Source organism: Pseudomonas sp. YH-1, from assembly GCF_051990045.1.
Classification (GTDB): Bacteria; Pseudomonadota; Gammaproteobacteria; order Pseudomonadales; family Pseudomonadaceae; genus Pseudomonas; species Pseudomonas nicosulfuronedens.
In genome coordinates, this window is record NZ_CP178184.1 from 5,801,602 (window position 1) to 5,815,602 (window position 14,001).

13 protein-coding genes are annotated in these 14,001 nt (G+C 64.9%); 8 read left to right on the plus strand and 5 right to left on the minus strand.

Annotated elements, in window-relative coordinates; all coding sequences use genetic code 11:
* Positions 1 to 150: 150 nt before the first annotated feature.
* From ACKI1H_RS26485 to ACKI1H_RS26495, 3 genes are all read left to right on the plus strand, one after another.
* Positions 151 to 2,604 carry a DUF3772 domain-containing protein gene (locus ACKI1H_RS26485; RefSeq protein ID WP_440466823.1) on the plus strand — a complete coding sequence of 818 codons (2,454 nt, stop codon included), beginning with the start codon at positions 151 to 153 and terminating at the stop codon, positions 2,602 to 2,604.
* Positions 2,605 to 2,810: 206 nt separating this feature from the next.
* Positions 2,811 to 3,857, plus strand: a complete 1,047-nt coding sequence (locus ACKI1H_RS26490) for a class I SAM-dependent methyltransferase (protein WP_440466824.1) — start codon at positions 2,811 to 2,813, stop codon at positions 3,855 to 3,857.
* A gap of 132 nt (positions 3,858 to 3,989) precedes the next feature.
* The gene (locus tag ACKI1H_RS26495) at positions 3,990 to 4,556 is read left to right on the plus strand and encodes a hypothetical protein (RefSeq protein ID WP_138520418.1); all 567 of its coding nucleotides are present in this window, start codon (positions 3,990 to 3,992) and stop codon (positions 4,554 to 4,556) included.
* 77 nt (positions 4,557 to 4,633) lie between these two features.
* On the opposite strand, the gene ACKI1H_RS26500 is transcribed toward ACKI1H_RS26495, so the two are convergent.
* The 4 genes from ACKI1H_RS26500 to ACKI1H_RS26515 form a co-directional block, all read right to left on the minus strand.
* Positions 4,634 to 4,849 carry a DUF3079 domain-containing protein gene (locus tag ACKI1H_RS26500; RefSeq protein ID WP_138520417.1) on the minus strand — a complete coding sequence of 72 codons (216 nt, stop codon included), beginning with the start codon at positions 4,847 to 4,849 and terminating at the stop codon, positions 4,634 to 4,636.
* A 107-nt stretch (positions 4,850 to 4,956) separates the two neighbouring features.
* Positions 4,957 to 5,976 (minus strand): AraC family transcriptional regulator ligand-binding domain-containing protein, encoded by a 1,020-nt coding sequence (locus ACKI1H_RS26505; RefSeq protein WP_440466825.1) that lies wholly within the window; start codon positions 5,974 to 5,976, stop codon positions 4,957 to 4,959.
* Positions 5,977 to 6,199: 223 nt separating this feature from the next.
* The gene (locus ACKI1H_RS26510; RefSeq protein ID WP_015476361.1) at positions 6,200 to 7,381 is read right to left on the minus strand and encodes a vWA domain-containing protein; all 1,182 of its coding nucleotides are present in this window, start codon (positions 7,379 to 7,381) and stop codon (positions 6,200 to 6,202) included.
* A gap of 119 nt (positions 7,382 to 7,500) precedes the next feature.
* The gene (locus ACKI1H_RS26515; protein ID WP_015476360.1) at positions 7,501 to 8,346 is read right to left on the minus strand and encodes an AAA family ATPase; all 846 of its coding nucleotides are present in this window, start codon (positions 8,344 to 8,346) and stop codon (positions 7,501 to 7,503) included.
* A gap of 231 nt (positions 8,347 to 8,577) precedes the next feature.
* Between ACKI1H_RS26515 and ACKI1H_RS26520 the strand changes: the two genes are divergently transcribed.
* The 5 genes from ACKI1H_RS26520 to ACKI1H_RS26540 all read left to right on the plus strand — a co-directional run bounded on the left by ACKI1H_RS26520 (position 8,578) and on the right by ACKI1H_RS26540 (position 12,883).
* Positions 8,578 to 8,967 carry a hypothetical protein gene (locus ACKI1H_RS26520; RefSeq protein ID WP_052969551.1) on the plus strand — a complete coding sequence of 130 codons (390 nt, stop codon included), beginning with the start codon at positions 8,578 to 8,580 and terminating at the stop codon, positions 8,965 to 8,967.
* A gap of 9 nt (positions 8,968 to 8,976) precedes the next feature.
* Positions 8,977 to 9,177 carry a helix-turn-helix transcriptional regulator gene (locus ACKI1H_RS26525; RefSeq protein ID WP_138520415.1) on the plus strand — a complete coding sequence of 67 codons (201 nt, stop codon included), beginning with the start codon at positions 8,977 to 8,979 and terminating at the stop codon, positions 9,175 to 9,177.
* A gap of 81 nt (positions 9,178 to 9,258) precedes the next feature.
* The gene (gene cysK, locus ACKI1H_RS26530) at positions 9,259 to 10,233 is read left to right on the plus strand and encodes a cysteine synthase A (protein WP_138520414.1); all 975 of its coding nucleotides are present in this window, start codon (positions 9,259 to 9,261) and stop codon (positions 10,231 to 10,233) included.
* Positions 10,234 to 10,444: 211 nt separating this feature from the next.
* Positions 10,445 to 11,539, plus strand: a complete 1,095-nt coding sequence (locus ACKI1H_RS26535) for a polyamine ABC transporter substrate-binding protein (protein WP_045212354.1) — start codon at positions 10,445 to 10,447, stop codon at positions 11,537 to 11,539.
* Between the two features lie 438 nt (positions 11,540 to 11,977).
* Positions 11,978 to 12,883 carry a DMT family transporter gene (locus ACKI1H_RS26540; RefSeq protein WP_440466826.1) on the plus strand — a complete coding sequence of 302 codons (906 nt, stop codon included), beginning with the start codon at positions 11,978 to 11,980 and terminating at the stop codon, positions 12,881 to 12,883.
* Positions 12,884 to 13,091: 208 nt separating this feature from the next.
* Here ACKI1H_RS26540 and ACKI1H_RS26545 read toward each other — a convergent pair whose 3' ends face one another.
* Positions 13,092 to 13,997, minus strand: a complete 906-nt coding sequence (locus tag ACKI1H_RS26545; protein ID WP_440466827.1) for a DMT family transporter — start codon at positions 13,995 to 13,997, stop codon at positions 13,092 to 13,094.
* Positions 13,998 to 14,001 lie beyond the last annotated feature (4 nt).

Below are 14,001 nucleotides of genomic sequence, written 5' to 3' on the forward strand. Positions count from 1 at the left end.
CCAGAATTTATGACCCTTAACCATCTGCATGCATTGATTGTCCGCTTTCGCCCGGCAAAGACCCACCACTGCGGCGCTATGCTCAGGGAATTGTCCGGGCCTGAAGCCGGTCGAACATCATCAAGCGTTTTGACCACAGGATGGGGGAAGATGCGGGAAACCTTCGTACGCGCCTGCAGCCGTGCGCTGCTGATGCTGACTTTATCGCTGGCGGGCGCTGGCGCCGTGCTGGCGGGCGAGCCGACTGATGTGCAGGCCGGCTCCCTGATCGAACTGCCAGCGCTACCCGACGACGCCAGTCTGGATCAGCTGAGCGACCGCCTGGAATTGATCCGCCAACGGGTCTCCACCGACAGCGACGACGGTCTGCTGTCGAACCTGCGCCAGGCCGCGCTGAACGTCCAGGCCCGGGCCGAACAGAGCGCCAGCGATATCGGCGCACAACTGGTACGCACCGAGGACCAGCTCAAGGTGCTGGGCCCGGTAACCCCCAATGAAGCCCCCAGCCTGACCAACCAGCGCAATGACCTGCTGGCCGACCAGAAGCAGCAGCAGAAGCAGCAGGACCGCGCCAACCAGCTGGACAAGAATGCCCAGGACCTCGCCGCGCAGATCGTCAACCTGCGCCGCAGTCAGTTCAACTCGCAGATCGCCACCCGCTATCCACCGCCGTTGAGCCCGCGCTTCTGGTCCAGCCTGATCCGTCCCACCGACGATGACCTGGCACGCCTGCAAGCCATGCGCGAGCAGATCGGCGAGGGCCTTGCGACGACCTGGCAACCCCAGCACCGCTGGCCCTTCATCGTTTGCCTGGGCCTTGCCGCGCTGTTGTGGATTCCGGGGCGGCGCCTGCTGGAACAGTTGCTGACCAAGGCGATGATCCGCTGGATTCCGGTCGGCCGCCTGCGCCGCAGCGCCCTGGCAGTGGCCGTCAGCCTGGCAACCATCCTCACCCTGGGCGGCGGCGCCCTGCTGATCCGCGAGGGCCTGGACTGGCACGAGCAGCTCAATGGCAGCATGGCCAATCTGGGTGACCAGTTGCTTTCGCTGGTGATCTTCTGCACCTTCACCGCCGGCCTGGGCCGCGCCCTGCTGGCCGTGCAGCGGCCGTCCTGGCGCCTGCCGGACCTGCCTGACCCGGTCGCCACGGCGCTGTCGCCGTTCCCCTGGCTGATGGCCTGGCTGCTCCTCCTGCTGGGCACGATGGACCGCATCAACAGCGCCAGCGGCGCAAGCCTGGCGCTGACCGTGGCGGTCAACGGCATTACCGCGATCGCCACCGCCGTGCTGTACGCCACCGCCCTCTACCGCTACCGTCGCGCCCGCCGGGCCGTCGAGGGCCACGAAACCTCGCCGCTGTCGGGGATCATCGTCCTGGCGATCCTTCTCACGGTCCTGCTGATCGTCCTGGCGCTGGTCAGCGGCTACCTCTCACTGGCCTATTTCCTCGCCGGCAAGCTGCTCTGGGCCAGCGTGGTCTGCGCCACCGGCTACCTGCTGACGACCCTGTTCGTCGATCTCTGCGAAGCGCTGCTATCGCCCCGGCAGAAGATCGGTGCGCGGCTGGCCGAGAACCTCGGTGTCGATCCGCGTCACCAGGCGCAGTTCGCGACCCTGCTGACCGGCGCCGGGCGCACGCTACTGGTGCTGTCCACCCTGCTGATCGCCTTCTCCACCTCGGGCACCAGCCCCGGCGAACTGCTCCAGGGCCTGGTACAGCTGGTGGAAAGCGGCCAGTCCCTGGGCCGCCTGAATATCGTCCCGCAGGACATCCTGCTCGCCCTTGGCACCCTGGCAGCCGGCCTGTTCGGTCTGCGCCTGCTCAAGCGCTGGCTGGCCGACGAGTTGTTGCCGGAAACCAGCATGGACGCCGGTATGCGCGCCTCGCTGGTGACCCTGGTGGGCTACATCGGCATGGTCATCCTGGTACTGCTGGTGCTCTCGGCGCTACGCATCAACCTCACCAGCCTGACCTGGGTAGTCAGCGCCTTGTCGGTGGGTATCGGTTTCGGCCTCCAGGCCATCGTGCAGAACTTCATTTCCGGCCTGATCCTGCTCACCGAGCGCCCGGTGAAGGTGGGTGACTGGGTCAGCCTGACCGGCGGCGTGGAAGGCGATATCCGACGGATCAACGTACGCGCCACGGAAATCCAGATGTCCGACCAGTCCACGGTGATCGTGCCCAACTCCCAGTTCATTTCGCAGAACGTGCGCAACGTGACCATGGGCAGCGCGCTGGGCGTAGTTGGCATCAACCTGACCCTGCCGCTGGACACCGATGTGCAGAAGGTCCGCGAACTGATGCTCAAGGCGTACACCGAGCACGAAAACATAGTCGATACACCCGCCCCCTCGGTGACCTTCAAGGACCTCAGCGCCACCGGCCTGACCCTGGCCGCCTCGGGGAATGTCAGCAGCCCACGCGCGGTGTACTCGACCAAGAGCGATCTGCTGTTCACCATTTTCAGCGGTCTGCGCGAAGCCGGCATCAGCCTCTCTTCGCCGCAGAACCTGGTCCTGCAGCGGCCCATGCGCGCCACACCAACCGACGAAGAAACCGCACCGCAGGTCGGCGATGACACCGGGCTGAAACCGTCGCCGTAACATAGGGATGTTCACCGGCGTGCCGCCCCGGCCCGCCGGACTTCGCGCAACAGTCCCGTGCGGGAGTCGTCGTTGTGCCTCAAGCGCCCTGAGCCCGCCTTTGGCCGGCGCCCGTCGCGGCAAGGGCCGCACGCGCCCCCTGCCGTCCCTCAATCACGGTTGGCCACCGCGGCATTGCCCGGTGGCTTCGCAGGGGAGATCGCGCGATGGACGAAGCCAGACTCAACGAATTCATGGGTAAGCTGGTCACCGACATGGGGGGTGCGGCGATGCTCGCCAACATCATCCTGGGCGAAGAACTGGGCCTCTACAAAGCCATGGCCGACGGCCAGTGGCTGAGCCCGACGCAACTGGCCGAGCGCAGCGGCTGCAATGCCCGCCTGCTGCGCGAATGGCTCAGCGCCCACGCCGCATCCGGCTACATGGAGCACCAGGACGGCAACTTCCGCCTGCCCGAGGAGCAGGCCATGGCCCTGGCTATCGAGGACTCGCCGGTCTACGTCGCCGGCGGCGCTTCCGTGGTCGCCGCGCTCTACCACGACAAGGACAAGCTGGTCGCCGCCATGCGCGGGGACGGCGGCCTGGCCTGGGGCGATCACCATCCCTGCATGTTCTCCGGCACCGAGAAGTTCTTCCGCCCCGGCTACCGCGCCCATCTGGTCGCCGAGTGGCTGCCAGCCCTGGAAGATGTGGTCGGCAAGCTCGAACGCGGCGCGCGGGTCGCCGACGTCGGTTGCGGCCACGGTGCCTCCACCATCGTCATGGCGCAGTCTTTCCCGAGTTCGAGCTTCGTCGGCTTCGACTACCACCAGCCGTCCATCGACGTCGCCAACCAGCGCGCCGGCCAGGCCGAAGTCTCCGAGCGCGCCAGCTTCAAGCGCGCCAGCGCCAAGGACTACCCCGGCAACGACTACGACCTGATCTGCTTCTTCGACTGCCTGCACGACATGGGCGACCCGGTGGGCGCCGCGCAGCACGCACGCCAGGCCCTCAAGCCGGACGGCACGGTGCTGCTGGTGGAACCCTTCGCCAATGACCAGCTGGACGACAATCAGAACCCGGTCGGCCGGCTGTTCTATGCCGCCTCGACCTTCATCTGCACACCCAACTCGCTGTCCCAGGAGGTCGGGCTGGGGCTGGGTGCCCAGGCCGGCGAAGCGCGTCTGCGCCAGGTGTTCGAGGAAGCCGGTTTCAGCCGCTTCCGCCGGGCCGCCGAAACGCCGTTCAACCTCATTCTCGAAGCCCGTCCATAACGCCTCACCGATCAGCTACAGCGCCCGGATTCCGGGCGCTGTAGCTCGGAAACAATTCGTCATTTCGCCGTCATCAATCCGTTATGTGGCCCGTTGAAACTCGCAGGCTTTCAACCCAGGGAAGCCCCCGAGATGTTCAACAAGAAAGCCAACACTGCCGCATCCATCGCCCTGCTCGCCGCCGCCCTCGCCGGCTGCGCCGCCCAGGCACCGGTGGCCAGCAAGGAAGCCACGCCCAACAATGACGACTGGTACCTGGTGCGTACCGAGTCGACCCTTTATGTATTCGACGACGCCACCGTCTATCGCGACTACCTGGTGACCGGCAAGACCGAGCACACCAAGGCCGTCGGCGAGAAGGACAAGTTCGGCCAGGACATCGTGCTGGTGGTGCGCGCCGAGGACCAGGGCAAGGACGTGAAGAAGATCGCCGGCTACCAGTTCCTCAAGCAGAGCCTGCCGCCGGCCGCCGGCTTCTACGGCGAAATTCGCCAGGAAGGCGTGATCTACGTGGCCCAGCGCTACGGTGACATGGTCGACATGAATGGCCTGGGCGAGCCGATCTTCCGCCACACCGAAATTGCCAGCGGCCCCAACGGCGAGCGCGTGGTCTACCTGATGCAGAAGGAAGAGAAGAAGCCGGTCGGCCTGATCGCCCGCTTCCAGAAGATCTACGGCATCACCCCCGCCAAGGGCTGATGACGAAAAAGCGCGCATTCCGGGGAGGGAATGCGCGCTTTTTACTTTAGCCGGCGCCGCAACGGCGCGGGTGTGCTTTAGCTGGAAGGCTCCAGCTGCACCGCGGGAATGGTTTTCGGCGCCTCGATGCCCCAGTCGCCGAACAGGTACCAGTCATCGCCGAGCATCTCGGCCGGGTGCATGGTGCGGTCCGCGCCGTTGCCGCAGGCCAGGTTGGTCGCCGGGCAATAGCGGTCGCAGCCCCAGCAGATGCGTTCGGGGTGCGGCGGGTTGAGCGGGAATTTCTTGGCCATGGTCAGGCCCTCGGTGGTTTCCTTGTGGGATTCCTGAAGGCTATGCCTGTCGGACCGGCCGGCTCCTTGATCTGAGACAAGCGCGTCCGGATTTCACCCGCGGCGGTTTATGCGCGGAAGTGACTCGGCGGCTGGCCGCTCCAGCGCTGGAAGGCGTGGCGCAGGCTGGCGGTTTCGCTGAAGCCCAGTTCCTCGGCGATGCGGTAGATCGGCATATCGCCGCCCTGCAGCAGTTCCTTGGCGCGGGCGAAGCGCAGTTCGTCGAGCAGTTGCTGGTAGCTGGTCTGCTGTTGCTGCAGGTGGCGGCGCAGGCTGCGCGAGGAGCAGTTGAGGCGACGCGCCAGTTCTTCCAGGCCCGGCGGCTCCTGCAGGCGTTCGCCAAGGATCGCGCGGACCTTGTCCAGCCAGGCGCGGCGTGCGGCCAGATCGATGTTCTGGCGGCGGCACTGTTCGAGCATCTCGCGGTGGGTCACGGCGTCGGCCAGTGGCAAGCGCATGTCGAGCCAACTGGCGGGGAAGCCGATGGCGCTGCGCGAACAATTGAAGCTCAACTGGCAACCAAACAACGTGGCGTACGCCGCGCGACGATCGACCGGGCCTTCGTAGTCGAACTCGGCGCGCACCAGCGGCAACGGCTGGCCGAGCAGGTCGGCGCAGGCCACCTTCAGCGAACCCAGGCACAGTTCGGTATTGAACGGGCGCAGCTCCTCCTCTTCGCCATAGCCGGTGGCGACCAGCCAGGCCATGTCGCCGTCCACTTCCAGCGCGAGGTGGAAATAGGTGCCCAGCAGCACCGGATAGCTCAGGCCGATACGCAGCGCTTCACCCAGGGTCGGCGCGGAGATCAGCGCATACCCCAGCAGCCCGTATGCGGTGATCCGTGTGCGCACGCCCAGTCGCAGGCCGAGGGCCGGCTCGCCCGCGAGGTTCTGCACGTTGCCGAAGACCTGCTGCTCCTGCCAGGGGCTGACCAGCCGACGCAGGTCGAGCAGGTCATCGCCGGTGATGCCACTGCCCTCGAGGATGGACTCGCGGCTGTGCCCCTCGGACTCCATCAGCGCGACGGTCAGCGAGGTCATGTGCAGGGAGTTGAGCCAGGTGGAGCGGGAGAAGGTCAGAGGATTCATTCGATGCCCATCGTAGACGCTACGGCGCGCCGCCGGGTGTTACCGCGACAGGCGCAGGTCAGGAGCAGGCAAGTTGCGTGCCGGCCACCCAGCGTGGCCGGATCGATCCCTATGTTACGGGGCTTGGGATGTCGGGCGGAAGCGATTCCACCCAATGGCGGGGTTACCTTTGCGGACACAGGACGGTGCGGGCGCACCGTCCTGATGCTCAATCGCCGTGGAGTTAACCGCGAGAGAGGAAGCGCATGCCCTCTTCCAGGCCACTCAGGGTCAGCGGGAACATCTGTTCCTTCACCAGCTCGCGCACCAGGCCCGTGGAGGCGGTGTAGTTCCAGGTGTCCTTCGGGTACGGATTGATCCAGATGAGCTTCTTGTACTTCTCCATGAAGCGCTGCATCCAGACGTAGCCGGCCTCTTCGTTCCAGTGTTCGACGCTGCCGCCGGCCTGGGTGATCTCGTAGGGCGCCATGGCGGCGTCGCCGACGAACACTACCTTGTAGTCCGGCCCGTACTTGTGCAGCAGGTCGAAGGTGGCGGTGCGCTCGCTGGAGCGGCGCAGGTTGTTCTTCCACACCGATTCGTAGATGAAGTTGTGGAAGTAGAAGTACTCCAGATGCTTGAACTCGGTCTTGCAGGCCGAGAACAGCTCCTCGCAGACCTTCACGTGGGCATCCATGGAGCCGCCGATATCCAGCAGCAGCAGGAGCTTCACGGTGTTGCGGCGCTCGGGGCGCATCTGGATGTTGAGCAGGCCGGCATCCTTGGCGGTGTGGTCGATGGTGCCGTCGATGTCCAGCTCTTCCGCCGCGCCCTCGCGGGCGAACTTGCGCAGGCGGCGCAGGGCAATCTTGATGTTGCGCGTGCCCAGCTCGACCTGATCATCGAGGTTCTTGTACTCGCGCTGGTCCCAGACCTTGGCGGCCTTGCCCTGGCGCTTGCCGGCGTCGCCGACGCGGATGCCCTCGGGGTTGAAGCCGCCGGAGCCGAACGGGCTGGTACCGCCGGTGCCAATCCACTTGTTGCCGCCGGCGTGGCGTTCCTTCTGCTCTTCCAGGCGTTTCTTGAACTCCTCGATGAGCTTGTCCAGACCGCCGAGCGACTGGATCTGCGCACGCTCCTCGTCGGTCAGCAGGCGCTCGAATTCCTTGCGCAGCCACTCCTCGGGGATCAACGCCTTGAGGTGGTCATCGAGCTTTTCCAGGCCCTTGAAGTAGGCGCCGAAGGCCCGGTCGAACTTATCGAAATGGCGCTCGTCCTTCACCATGATGGTGCGGGCGAGGTAGTAGAACTCGTCCATGTCGGCGAACACGACACGGTGCTTGAGCGCATCGATCAGGTCGAGCAGCTCGCGCACCGACACCGGCACCTTGGCCGCGCGCATTTCGTTGAACAGGTTGAGCAGCATGGCTGCACCCTCTCGTAAAGCGGATGCTCTTCGTAGGAGCGAGCTTGCTCGCGAAGCTCTTTGCGAAGTTCACAGGGTTCGCGAGCAAGCTCGCTCCTACAAAAGAGCAGATTCGTAGATCAGCGCGAAGCGCGGCGGCTCATGAAAGCAAGGCGCTCAAGAAGCTGCACATCCTGCTCGTTCTTCACCAGGGCGCCAGCCAGCGGCGGGATGGCCTTGGTGGGGTCGCGCTCGCGCAGCACGGCTTCGCCGATGTTGTCGGCCATCAGCAGCTTCAGCCAGTCCACCAGCTCGGAGGTGGAGGGCTTCTTCTTCAGGCCCGGCACCTTGCGCACGTCGAAGAAGATATCCAGCGCTTCGCTGACCAGCGTGCCGCTGATCTTGGGGTAGTGCACGTCGACGATCTTCTGCAGGGTCTCGCGGTCGGGGAAGGCGATGTAGTGGAAGAAGCAGCGGCGCAGGAAGGCGTCCGGCAGCTCCTTTTCGTTGTTGGAGGTGATGATGATGATCGGGCGCTGTTTGGCCTTGATGGTCTCGTTGGTCTCGTAAACGAAGAACTCCATCTTGTCGAGTTCCTGCAACAGGTCGTTGGGGAACTCGATGTCGGCCTTGTCGATCTCGTCGATCAGCAGGATCACGCGCTCCTCGGCCTCGAAGGCCTCCCAGAGCTTGCCCTTCTTGATGTAGTTGCGCACGTCGTGGACCTTGTCCACGCCCAGCTGCGAGTCGCGCAGGCGGCTGACCGCGTCGTACTCGTAAAGGCCCTGGTGGGCCTTGGTGGTGGACTTGATGTGCCAGGTGATCAGCTTGGCGCCGAAGGACTCCGCCAACTGCTCAGCGAGCATGGTCTTGCCGGTGCCCGGCTCGCCTTTCACCAGCAGCGGGCGCTGCAGCGTGATGGCGGCGTTGACCGCCAGCTTGAGGTCGTCGGTGGCGACGTAGGACTGGGTGCCTTCGAACTTCATCGGTGAATCCTCGAACGATAGCGGGCCGGGCGTTCTGCCGGGCCGGGCGAATGGTCGGACAAGCTGCGACTATACCGCGCACCCGAGGCGAGTGTGAACGCAGACGCGGCATTCAGTCATTGAATGGCGGGTCAGGGGGTGACTGATCGCAAATGGCCTGACGATGACAAGTTTACTTTACATCGAAGAATTCCAGATGTTAAGTTTACCTTACATCACAAGGAGCCCGCGATGAATCCCGCCCTGCGCCGCTACACCCTGTCCTGCGCCGCCCTGATGTTCATCTATTCCGCCCTGGTCGCGCTGATCAGCTGGGGCCTGGACCTGCAGCAGCTGCCTTATGCCCTGCGTGTCCTCGCCGCTGCCTCTCCGGCGCTGCCGCTACTGGCGATGCTTTACGTGTTCGACCGCTACCTGCGCAGCGAGCCGGACGAATTCCTCCGTTTCCTGCTGTCTCGCGCTGCCATGCTGGCCGGCGGCGTGGTGGTCGGGCTGTTCAGCGCCTGGGGCTTCCTGGAGCAGTACGCCGCCTGGCCACGCTTCCCGGTGATCCTCGCCTTCCCGCTGTTCTGGGCGGCCTATGGCATCGCCGTGGTGCTGCTGCGCCGGCGCTTTGCCTGAGGACGAAACATGCACAATCGCCTCAAGGAGCTGCGTGCCGAGCACGGCTGGAGCCAGCAGGACCTCGCCCTGCAACTGCAGGTTTCGCGGCAGAGCGTGATCGCCATCGAGAGTGGCAAGTTCGATCCCAGCCTGCCGCTGGCCTTTCGTATAGCGCGGGTTTTCGGGCTGCCCATCGAGGCCATCTTCAGCGACGCGCAGCCCGACTGAGACGGGTGCGCCGACTGGACGACGAAGCCCGCCGGGCATAGGCTGCTGGGTCTGCACAGCTCCGAACCTAAGGAACGCATCATGAGCCGCATTTTCGCCGACAACGCGCAGTCCATCGGCAATACGCCGCTGGTCCAGATCAACCGCATCGCCCCGCGCGGCGTCACCATCCTGGCCAAGATCGAAGGCCGCAATCCGGGTTACTCGGTGAAGTGCCGGATCGGCGCCAACATGATCTGGGACGCCGAATCCAGTGGCCGCCTGAAGTCGGGCATGACCATCGTCGAGCCGACCTCCGGCAACACCGGCATCGGCCTGGCCTTCGTCGCCGCTGCCCGCGGCTACAAGATGATCCTGACCATGCCGGCCTCGATGAGCCTGGAGCGCCGCAAGGTACTCAAGGCCCTGGGCGCCGAACTGGTGCTGACCGAGCCAGCCAAGGGCATGAAGGGCGCCATCGCCAAGGCCGAGGAAATCCTCGCCAGCGACCCGGCGAAGTACTTCATGCCGGCGCAGTTCGACAACCCGGCGAACCCGGCGATCCACGAGAAGACCACCGGCCCGGAAATCTGGAACGACACCGATGGTGCGGTGGATGTGCTGGTGGCCGGCGTCGGCACCGGCGGTACCCTTACCGGTGTGTCGCGCTACATCAAGAACACCAGGGGCAAGCCGATCCTGTCGGTCGCCGTGGAGCCGGTCAGTTCGCCGGTGATCAGCCAGACCCTGGCCGGCGAAGAGGTCAAGCCCAGCCCGCACAAGATTCAGGGCATCGGTGCCGGCTTCGTGCCGAAGAACCTCGACCTGTCGCTGGTCGACCGCGTTGCGACCATCACCGACGATGACGCCAAGGCCATGGCCCTGCGCCTGATGCAGGAAGAAGGCATCCTCTGTGGCATCTCCAGCGGCGCCGCCATGGCCGCCGCGGTGAAGCTCGCCGAAGAACCGAACATGCAGGGCAAGACCATCGTCGTCGTGCTGCCGGACTCGGGCGAACGCTACCTCTCCAGCATGCTGTTCGACGGCCTGTTCGAGGACCAGGAACTGGTCCAGTAAGCTCTATTCCGCCTCTCTGCGGGGCGGATTCCTACCAGCCGTTCCGAATCGGTGCGGCTCGGGTCACAGGCGCTGTCTGCGGACCCGCAGGCAGCCATGGCCCCTCGCCATGTTCCGGCAAAATGGTTAATTCTTGCCCAGCCCGCGACGAAGCGTCGCCCATCTTTCGCGGATGGCCCGGGCTTTCCGCACCGTTGTCAGGAACACAAGAATGAAAATTTCCGCCCCGTTGCTCTCCACCCTTGCACTCTCCCTCTCCGTTGCCGCCGGCGCCGCCCAGGCCGACAGCGTCAAGATCTACAACTGGTCCGACTACATCGCCCCGGACACCGTGCCGACCTTCACCAAGGAAACCGGCATCCAGGCGACCTATGACGTCTACGACAGCAACGAGACCCTCGATGGCAAGCTGATGACCGGCAAATCCGGTTACGACATCGTGGTGCCGTCGAACCACTTCATGGCCAAGCAGATCCAGGCCGGCGCGCTGAAGAAGCTGGACAAGAGCCAGCTGCCGAACTGGAAGAACCTCAACCCGGTGCTGATGAAGGCGCTGGAAGTGAACGACCCGGGCAACGAGCACGGCTTCCCCTACCTGTGGGGCACCACCGGCATCGGCTACAACCCGGCGAAGATCAAGGAAGTGCTGGGCGACAACGCGCCGATCGACTCCTGGGACATCTTCTTCAAGCCCGAGTACATGGAGAAGCTGGCCAAGTGTGGCGTAGCGGTGCTGGACAACGGCCCGGAGCTGCTGCCGATCACCCTGAACTACCTGGGCCTGCCGCATCACAGCCAGAAGCTGGATGACTACAAGAAGGCCGAGGAAGCACTGCTCAAGGTGCGTCCGTACATCCGCTACTTCCACTCCTCCAAGTACGTCAGCGACCTGGCCAACGGCGAGATCTGCGTGGCTGTCGGCTTCTCCGGCGACATCCTGCAGGCCGCCACCCGCGCCAAGGAAGCCAAGAACGGCGTGGAAATCCAGTATTCCACGCCGAAGGAAGGCTCGCCGCTGTGGTTCGACATGGTCGCCATGCCCAACGACGCGCCGGATGAGAAAGCCGCCTACGCCTTCATGAACTACCTGCTGCGTCCGGAAGTCATGGCCGGCGTGAGCAACTACGTGCACTACGCCAACGGCAACCTGGCAGCCGATCCGCTGGTGGACAAGGCGATCAAGGCCGACCCGGCGATCTACCCGCCGCAGGACAAGATGGCCAAGCTGTTCGCCCTCGAATCCATGCCGATGAAGATCGACCGCGTGCGTACCCGCACCTGGAACACCATCAAGACCGGCAAGTAAGCATCACCCTTGCCTGACAACGCGCGGCCCCGGCCGCGCGTTGTCGTATTTCGTCGCAGGAATCGCGCTTTGCCGCGTGACTCGCACCAGGCTCGCCTCGACGCAAGAAGCTCGCTATAGTCAGTCCACGCAGCACAGTTGCTGCCCCACTGAACAGGTTCGCCTTCCATGTCCCGATACCCATTGCCCGTTCCGGCAATCAACGTTGCAGCCTCCCCGGCTTGCGGCGCGGGTGCGGGCGCGGCCTGCCCTCCCCCTCCTGTCGTTGCAGTCGCGTCGCCTCCGCCTCCCGGTGCGGCCTACCCGCCACCCGGCGTGAGCTTCTGACGCCACACACGTTTTTCACCGCCTGGTTTTCCGCGCGTCACTGACGCGGCTCCCGGTATGTGTCCGGCCCTCGAAGGCCGGTCGTGATCTGCCTGACGACAGGTGTATTGCATGATTTCGCTCAACCGTTCTTCCCTGGCCGGCCTGGCCAGCACCTCCCTGTTCGTGCTGCTGTGGAGCAGCGCCGCCATTATCAGCAAGTGGGGCCTGGCCCATGCTTCGCCAATGGTGTTCCTCATCGCCCGATTCGGTACCGCACTGGTGGCGCTGCTGATCCTCTCGCCACTGATCGGCCTGCGCTGGCCGCGCGAACGCAAACAGGTGCGCCACGCCGTGCTCACCGGCTTGGTGATGCTGGGCATCTACCCGATTTTCTACCTGATGGCGCTGGACCTGCACGTCACTCCCGGCGTCATCGCCACCGTGCTGGGCGTGCAGCCCATGTTGACCAGCTTCCTGCTTGAACGCCGGCATTCGGCTCCACGCCTGGGCGGCCTCGCGCTGGGCCTGATCGGGTTGGTGATGGTGGTCTACCAGAGCATCGGGTTGTCGGGCCTGACCTTCGCCGGGCTGGCCTGCTGCCTGCTGGCGTTGCTGTCGATCACCGGCGGTTCGATCCTGCAGAAGAACATCCGCGAGAACCCCTTGGGCACCCTGCCCCTGCAATACAGCGCCGGGCTTTTGCTGTGCATTGCCGTTGCGCCCTTCCAGCCGCTGCACGTGGAGTGGAACGCCGCGTTCATCCTCAGTGCGCTGTGGATGGGCCTGATGGTCTCGGTGCTGGCCACGGTACTGCTCTACCGGATGATCGCGGCGGGCAATCTGGTCAACGTCACCAGCCTGTTCTACCTGGTGCCGGCGGTCACGGCGCTGATGGATTACCTGGTGTTCGGCAATCGCCTGTCCGTCCTCGGCCTGCTGGGCATGGGGCTGATCGTGGTGGGGTTGATGCTGGTGTTTCGCCAGGCAGCCCCGGCACGGGCAGCTGAAAACGCACAAGCGGTGGATAACGGGTAGTCCACCGTGGGGCCTGCGCCCTCTCCCTAACCCTTTCCCTTCAGGGAGAGGGGACTGTTCTGCGCTGCCTGGAAGGTCAGAGCGGTCCTGCCAACACCGGAAGAACTCGGGCGTACAGCTCGCAGAGGACAACTCCCTCTCCCTTCAGGGAGAGGGCTGGGGAGAGGGAAACCCGTCGGCACAAACTGTCAGGGAATATCCGTAGCCATCACCCCGCCGCCTCCACCTTCGCCACCGGCGCCGGCCGCAGCACCAGCCACAGCGCCAGGGCGATCAGCACGCCGCCCTGCAGGTGCGCCCAGGACAGCGACTCATCCAGCAGCAGCACGCCCCAGAACACGCCGAAGGGCGGAATCAGGAAGGTCACCGTCATGGTCTTCAGCGGACCGATGCTGGCCAGCAGACGGAAGTACAGGACGTAGGCGAAGGACGTGCAGAGGAAGCCCAGCCCGGCCAGTGCCAGCAGGATCTTCGGCTCGCTCAGCGGCGCCAGCGGCATGTCCAGGCTGGTGCCGAGGAAGAACGGCAGCAGGCACAGGGTTGCACCGGTCTGGCTGCCCAGGGCCGAGACGGCGAAGTCCAGCCCGCCCTGGTCGTTGATCCAGCGCTTGGTGAAATAGCCGGCAAAGCCGTAACAGGTCGTCGCCACCAGGCAGGCAGCGGCCCCCCAGAGCACCTGGGTATCGAAGGGCACGGGCCCGGCGCGGGTCAGCACCGCAACGCCCGCCAGCCCCAGCAGCACACCAAGAGCCTTGCCGCCAGTCAGTGCCTCACCGAAGAACAGCGAACCGATCAGCACGCCCATCAGCGGCGTGGTGGCGTTGAAGATGGCCGAATATCCCGCTGGCAGGAACTGCGCCGCCAGGCTGTACATCAGCACCGGGATGCCGGAGGCGATCACGCCGATCAGCAGGATGCGTGCGAGCTTGCCACGAAAGTCCCAGCGCGTGCGCAGGACCAGCATGATCACCACCAGCCCCAGTGCCGACAGCACGACACGGAAGAAGGCCGTTGGCATTACGCCGATAGCGGGCACCAGTTGGCGCATGAACAGGAAGCTGGCGCCCCAGATGGCGGCCAGCCCGAACATATTCAGCAGAGCAGCGGGATTCATCGCG

Bases quoted from the DNA above. Each gene is read 5' to 3' on its own strand.
- cysK (WP_138520414.1), top strand. From the start codon at position 9,259: ATGAGCCGCATTTTCGCCGACAACGCGCAGTCCATCGGCAATACGCCG.
- ACKI1H_RS26505 (WP_440466825.1), bottom strand. From the start codon at position 5,976: ATGAATCCTCTGACCTTCTCCCGCTCCACCTGGCTCAACTCCCTGCAC.
- ACKI1H_RS26485 (WP_440466823.1), top strand. From the start codon at position 151: ATGCGGGAAACCTTCGTACGCGCCTGCAGCCGTGCGCTGCTGATGCTG.
- ACKI1H_RS26495 (WP_138520418.1), top strand. From the start codon at position 3,990: ATGTTCAACAAGAAAGCCAACACTGCCGCATCCATCGCCCTGCTCGCC.
- ACKI1H_RS26490 (WP_440466824.1), top strand. From the start codon at position 2,811: ATGGACGAAGCCAGACTCAACGAATTCATGGGTAAGCTGGTCACCGAC.
- ACKI1H_RS26520 (WP_052969551.1), top strand. From the start codon at position 8,578: ATGAATCCCGCCCTGCGCCGCTACACCCTGTCCTGCGCCGCCCTGATG.
- ACKI1H_RS26515 (WP_015476360.1), bottom strand. From the start codon at position 8,346: ATGAAGTTCGAAGGCACCCAGTCCTACGTCGCCACCGACGACCTCAAG.
- ACKI1H_RS26540 (WP_440466826.1), top strand. From the start codon at position 11,978: ATGATTTCGCTCAACCGTTCTTCCCTGGCCGGCCTGGCCAGCACCTCC.
- ACKI1H_RS26525 (WP_138520415.1), top strand. From the start codon at position 8,977: ATGCACAATCGCCTCAAGGAGCTGCGTGCCGAGCACGGCTGGAGCCAG.
- ACKI1H_RS26535 (WP_045212354.1), top strand. From the start codon at position 10,445: ATGAAAATTTCCGCCCCGTTGCTCTCCACCCTTGCACTCTCCCTCTCC.
- ACKI1H_RS26500 (WP_138520417.1), bottom strand. From the start codon at position 4,849: ATGGCCAAGAAATTCCCGCTCAACCCGCCGCACCCCGAACGCATCTGC.
- ACKI1H_RS26545 (WP_440466827.1), bottom strand. From the start codon at position 13,997: ATGAATCCCGCTGCTCTGCTGAATATGTTCGGGCTGGCCGCCATCTGG.
- ACKI1H_RS26510 (WP_015476361.1), bottom strand. From the start codon at position 7,381: ATGCTGCTCAACCTGTTCAACGAAATGCGCGCGGCCAAGGTGCCGGTG.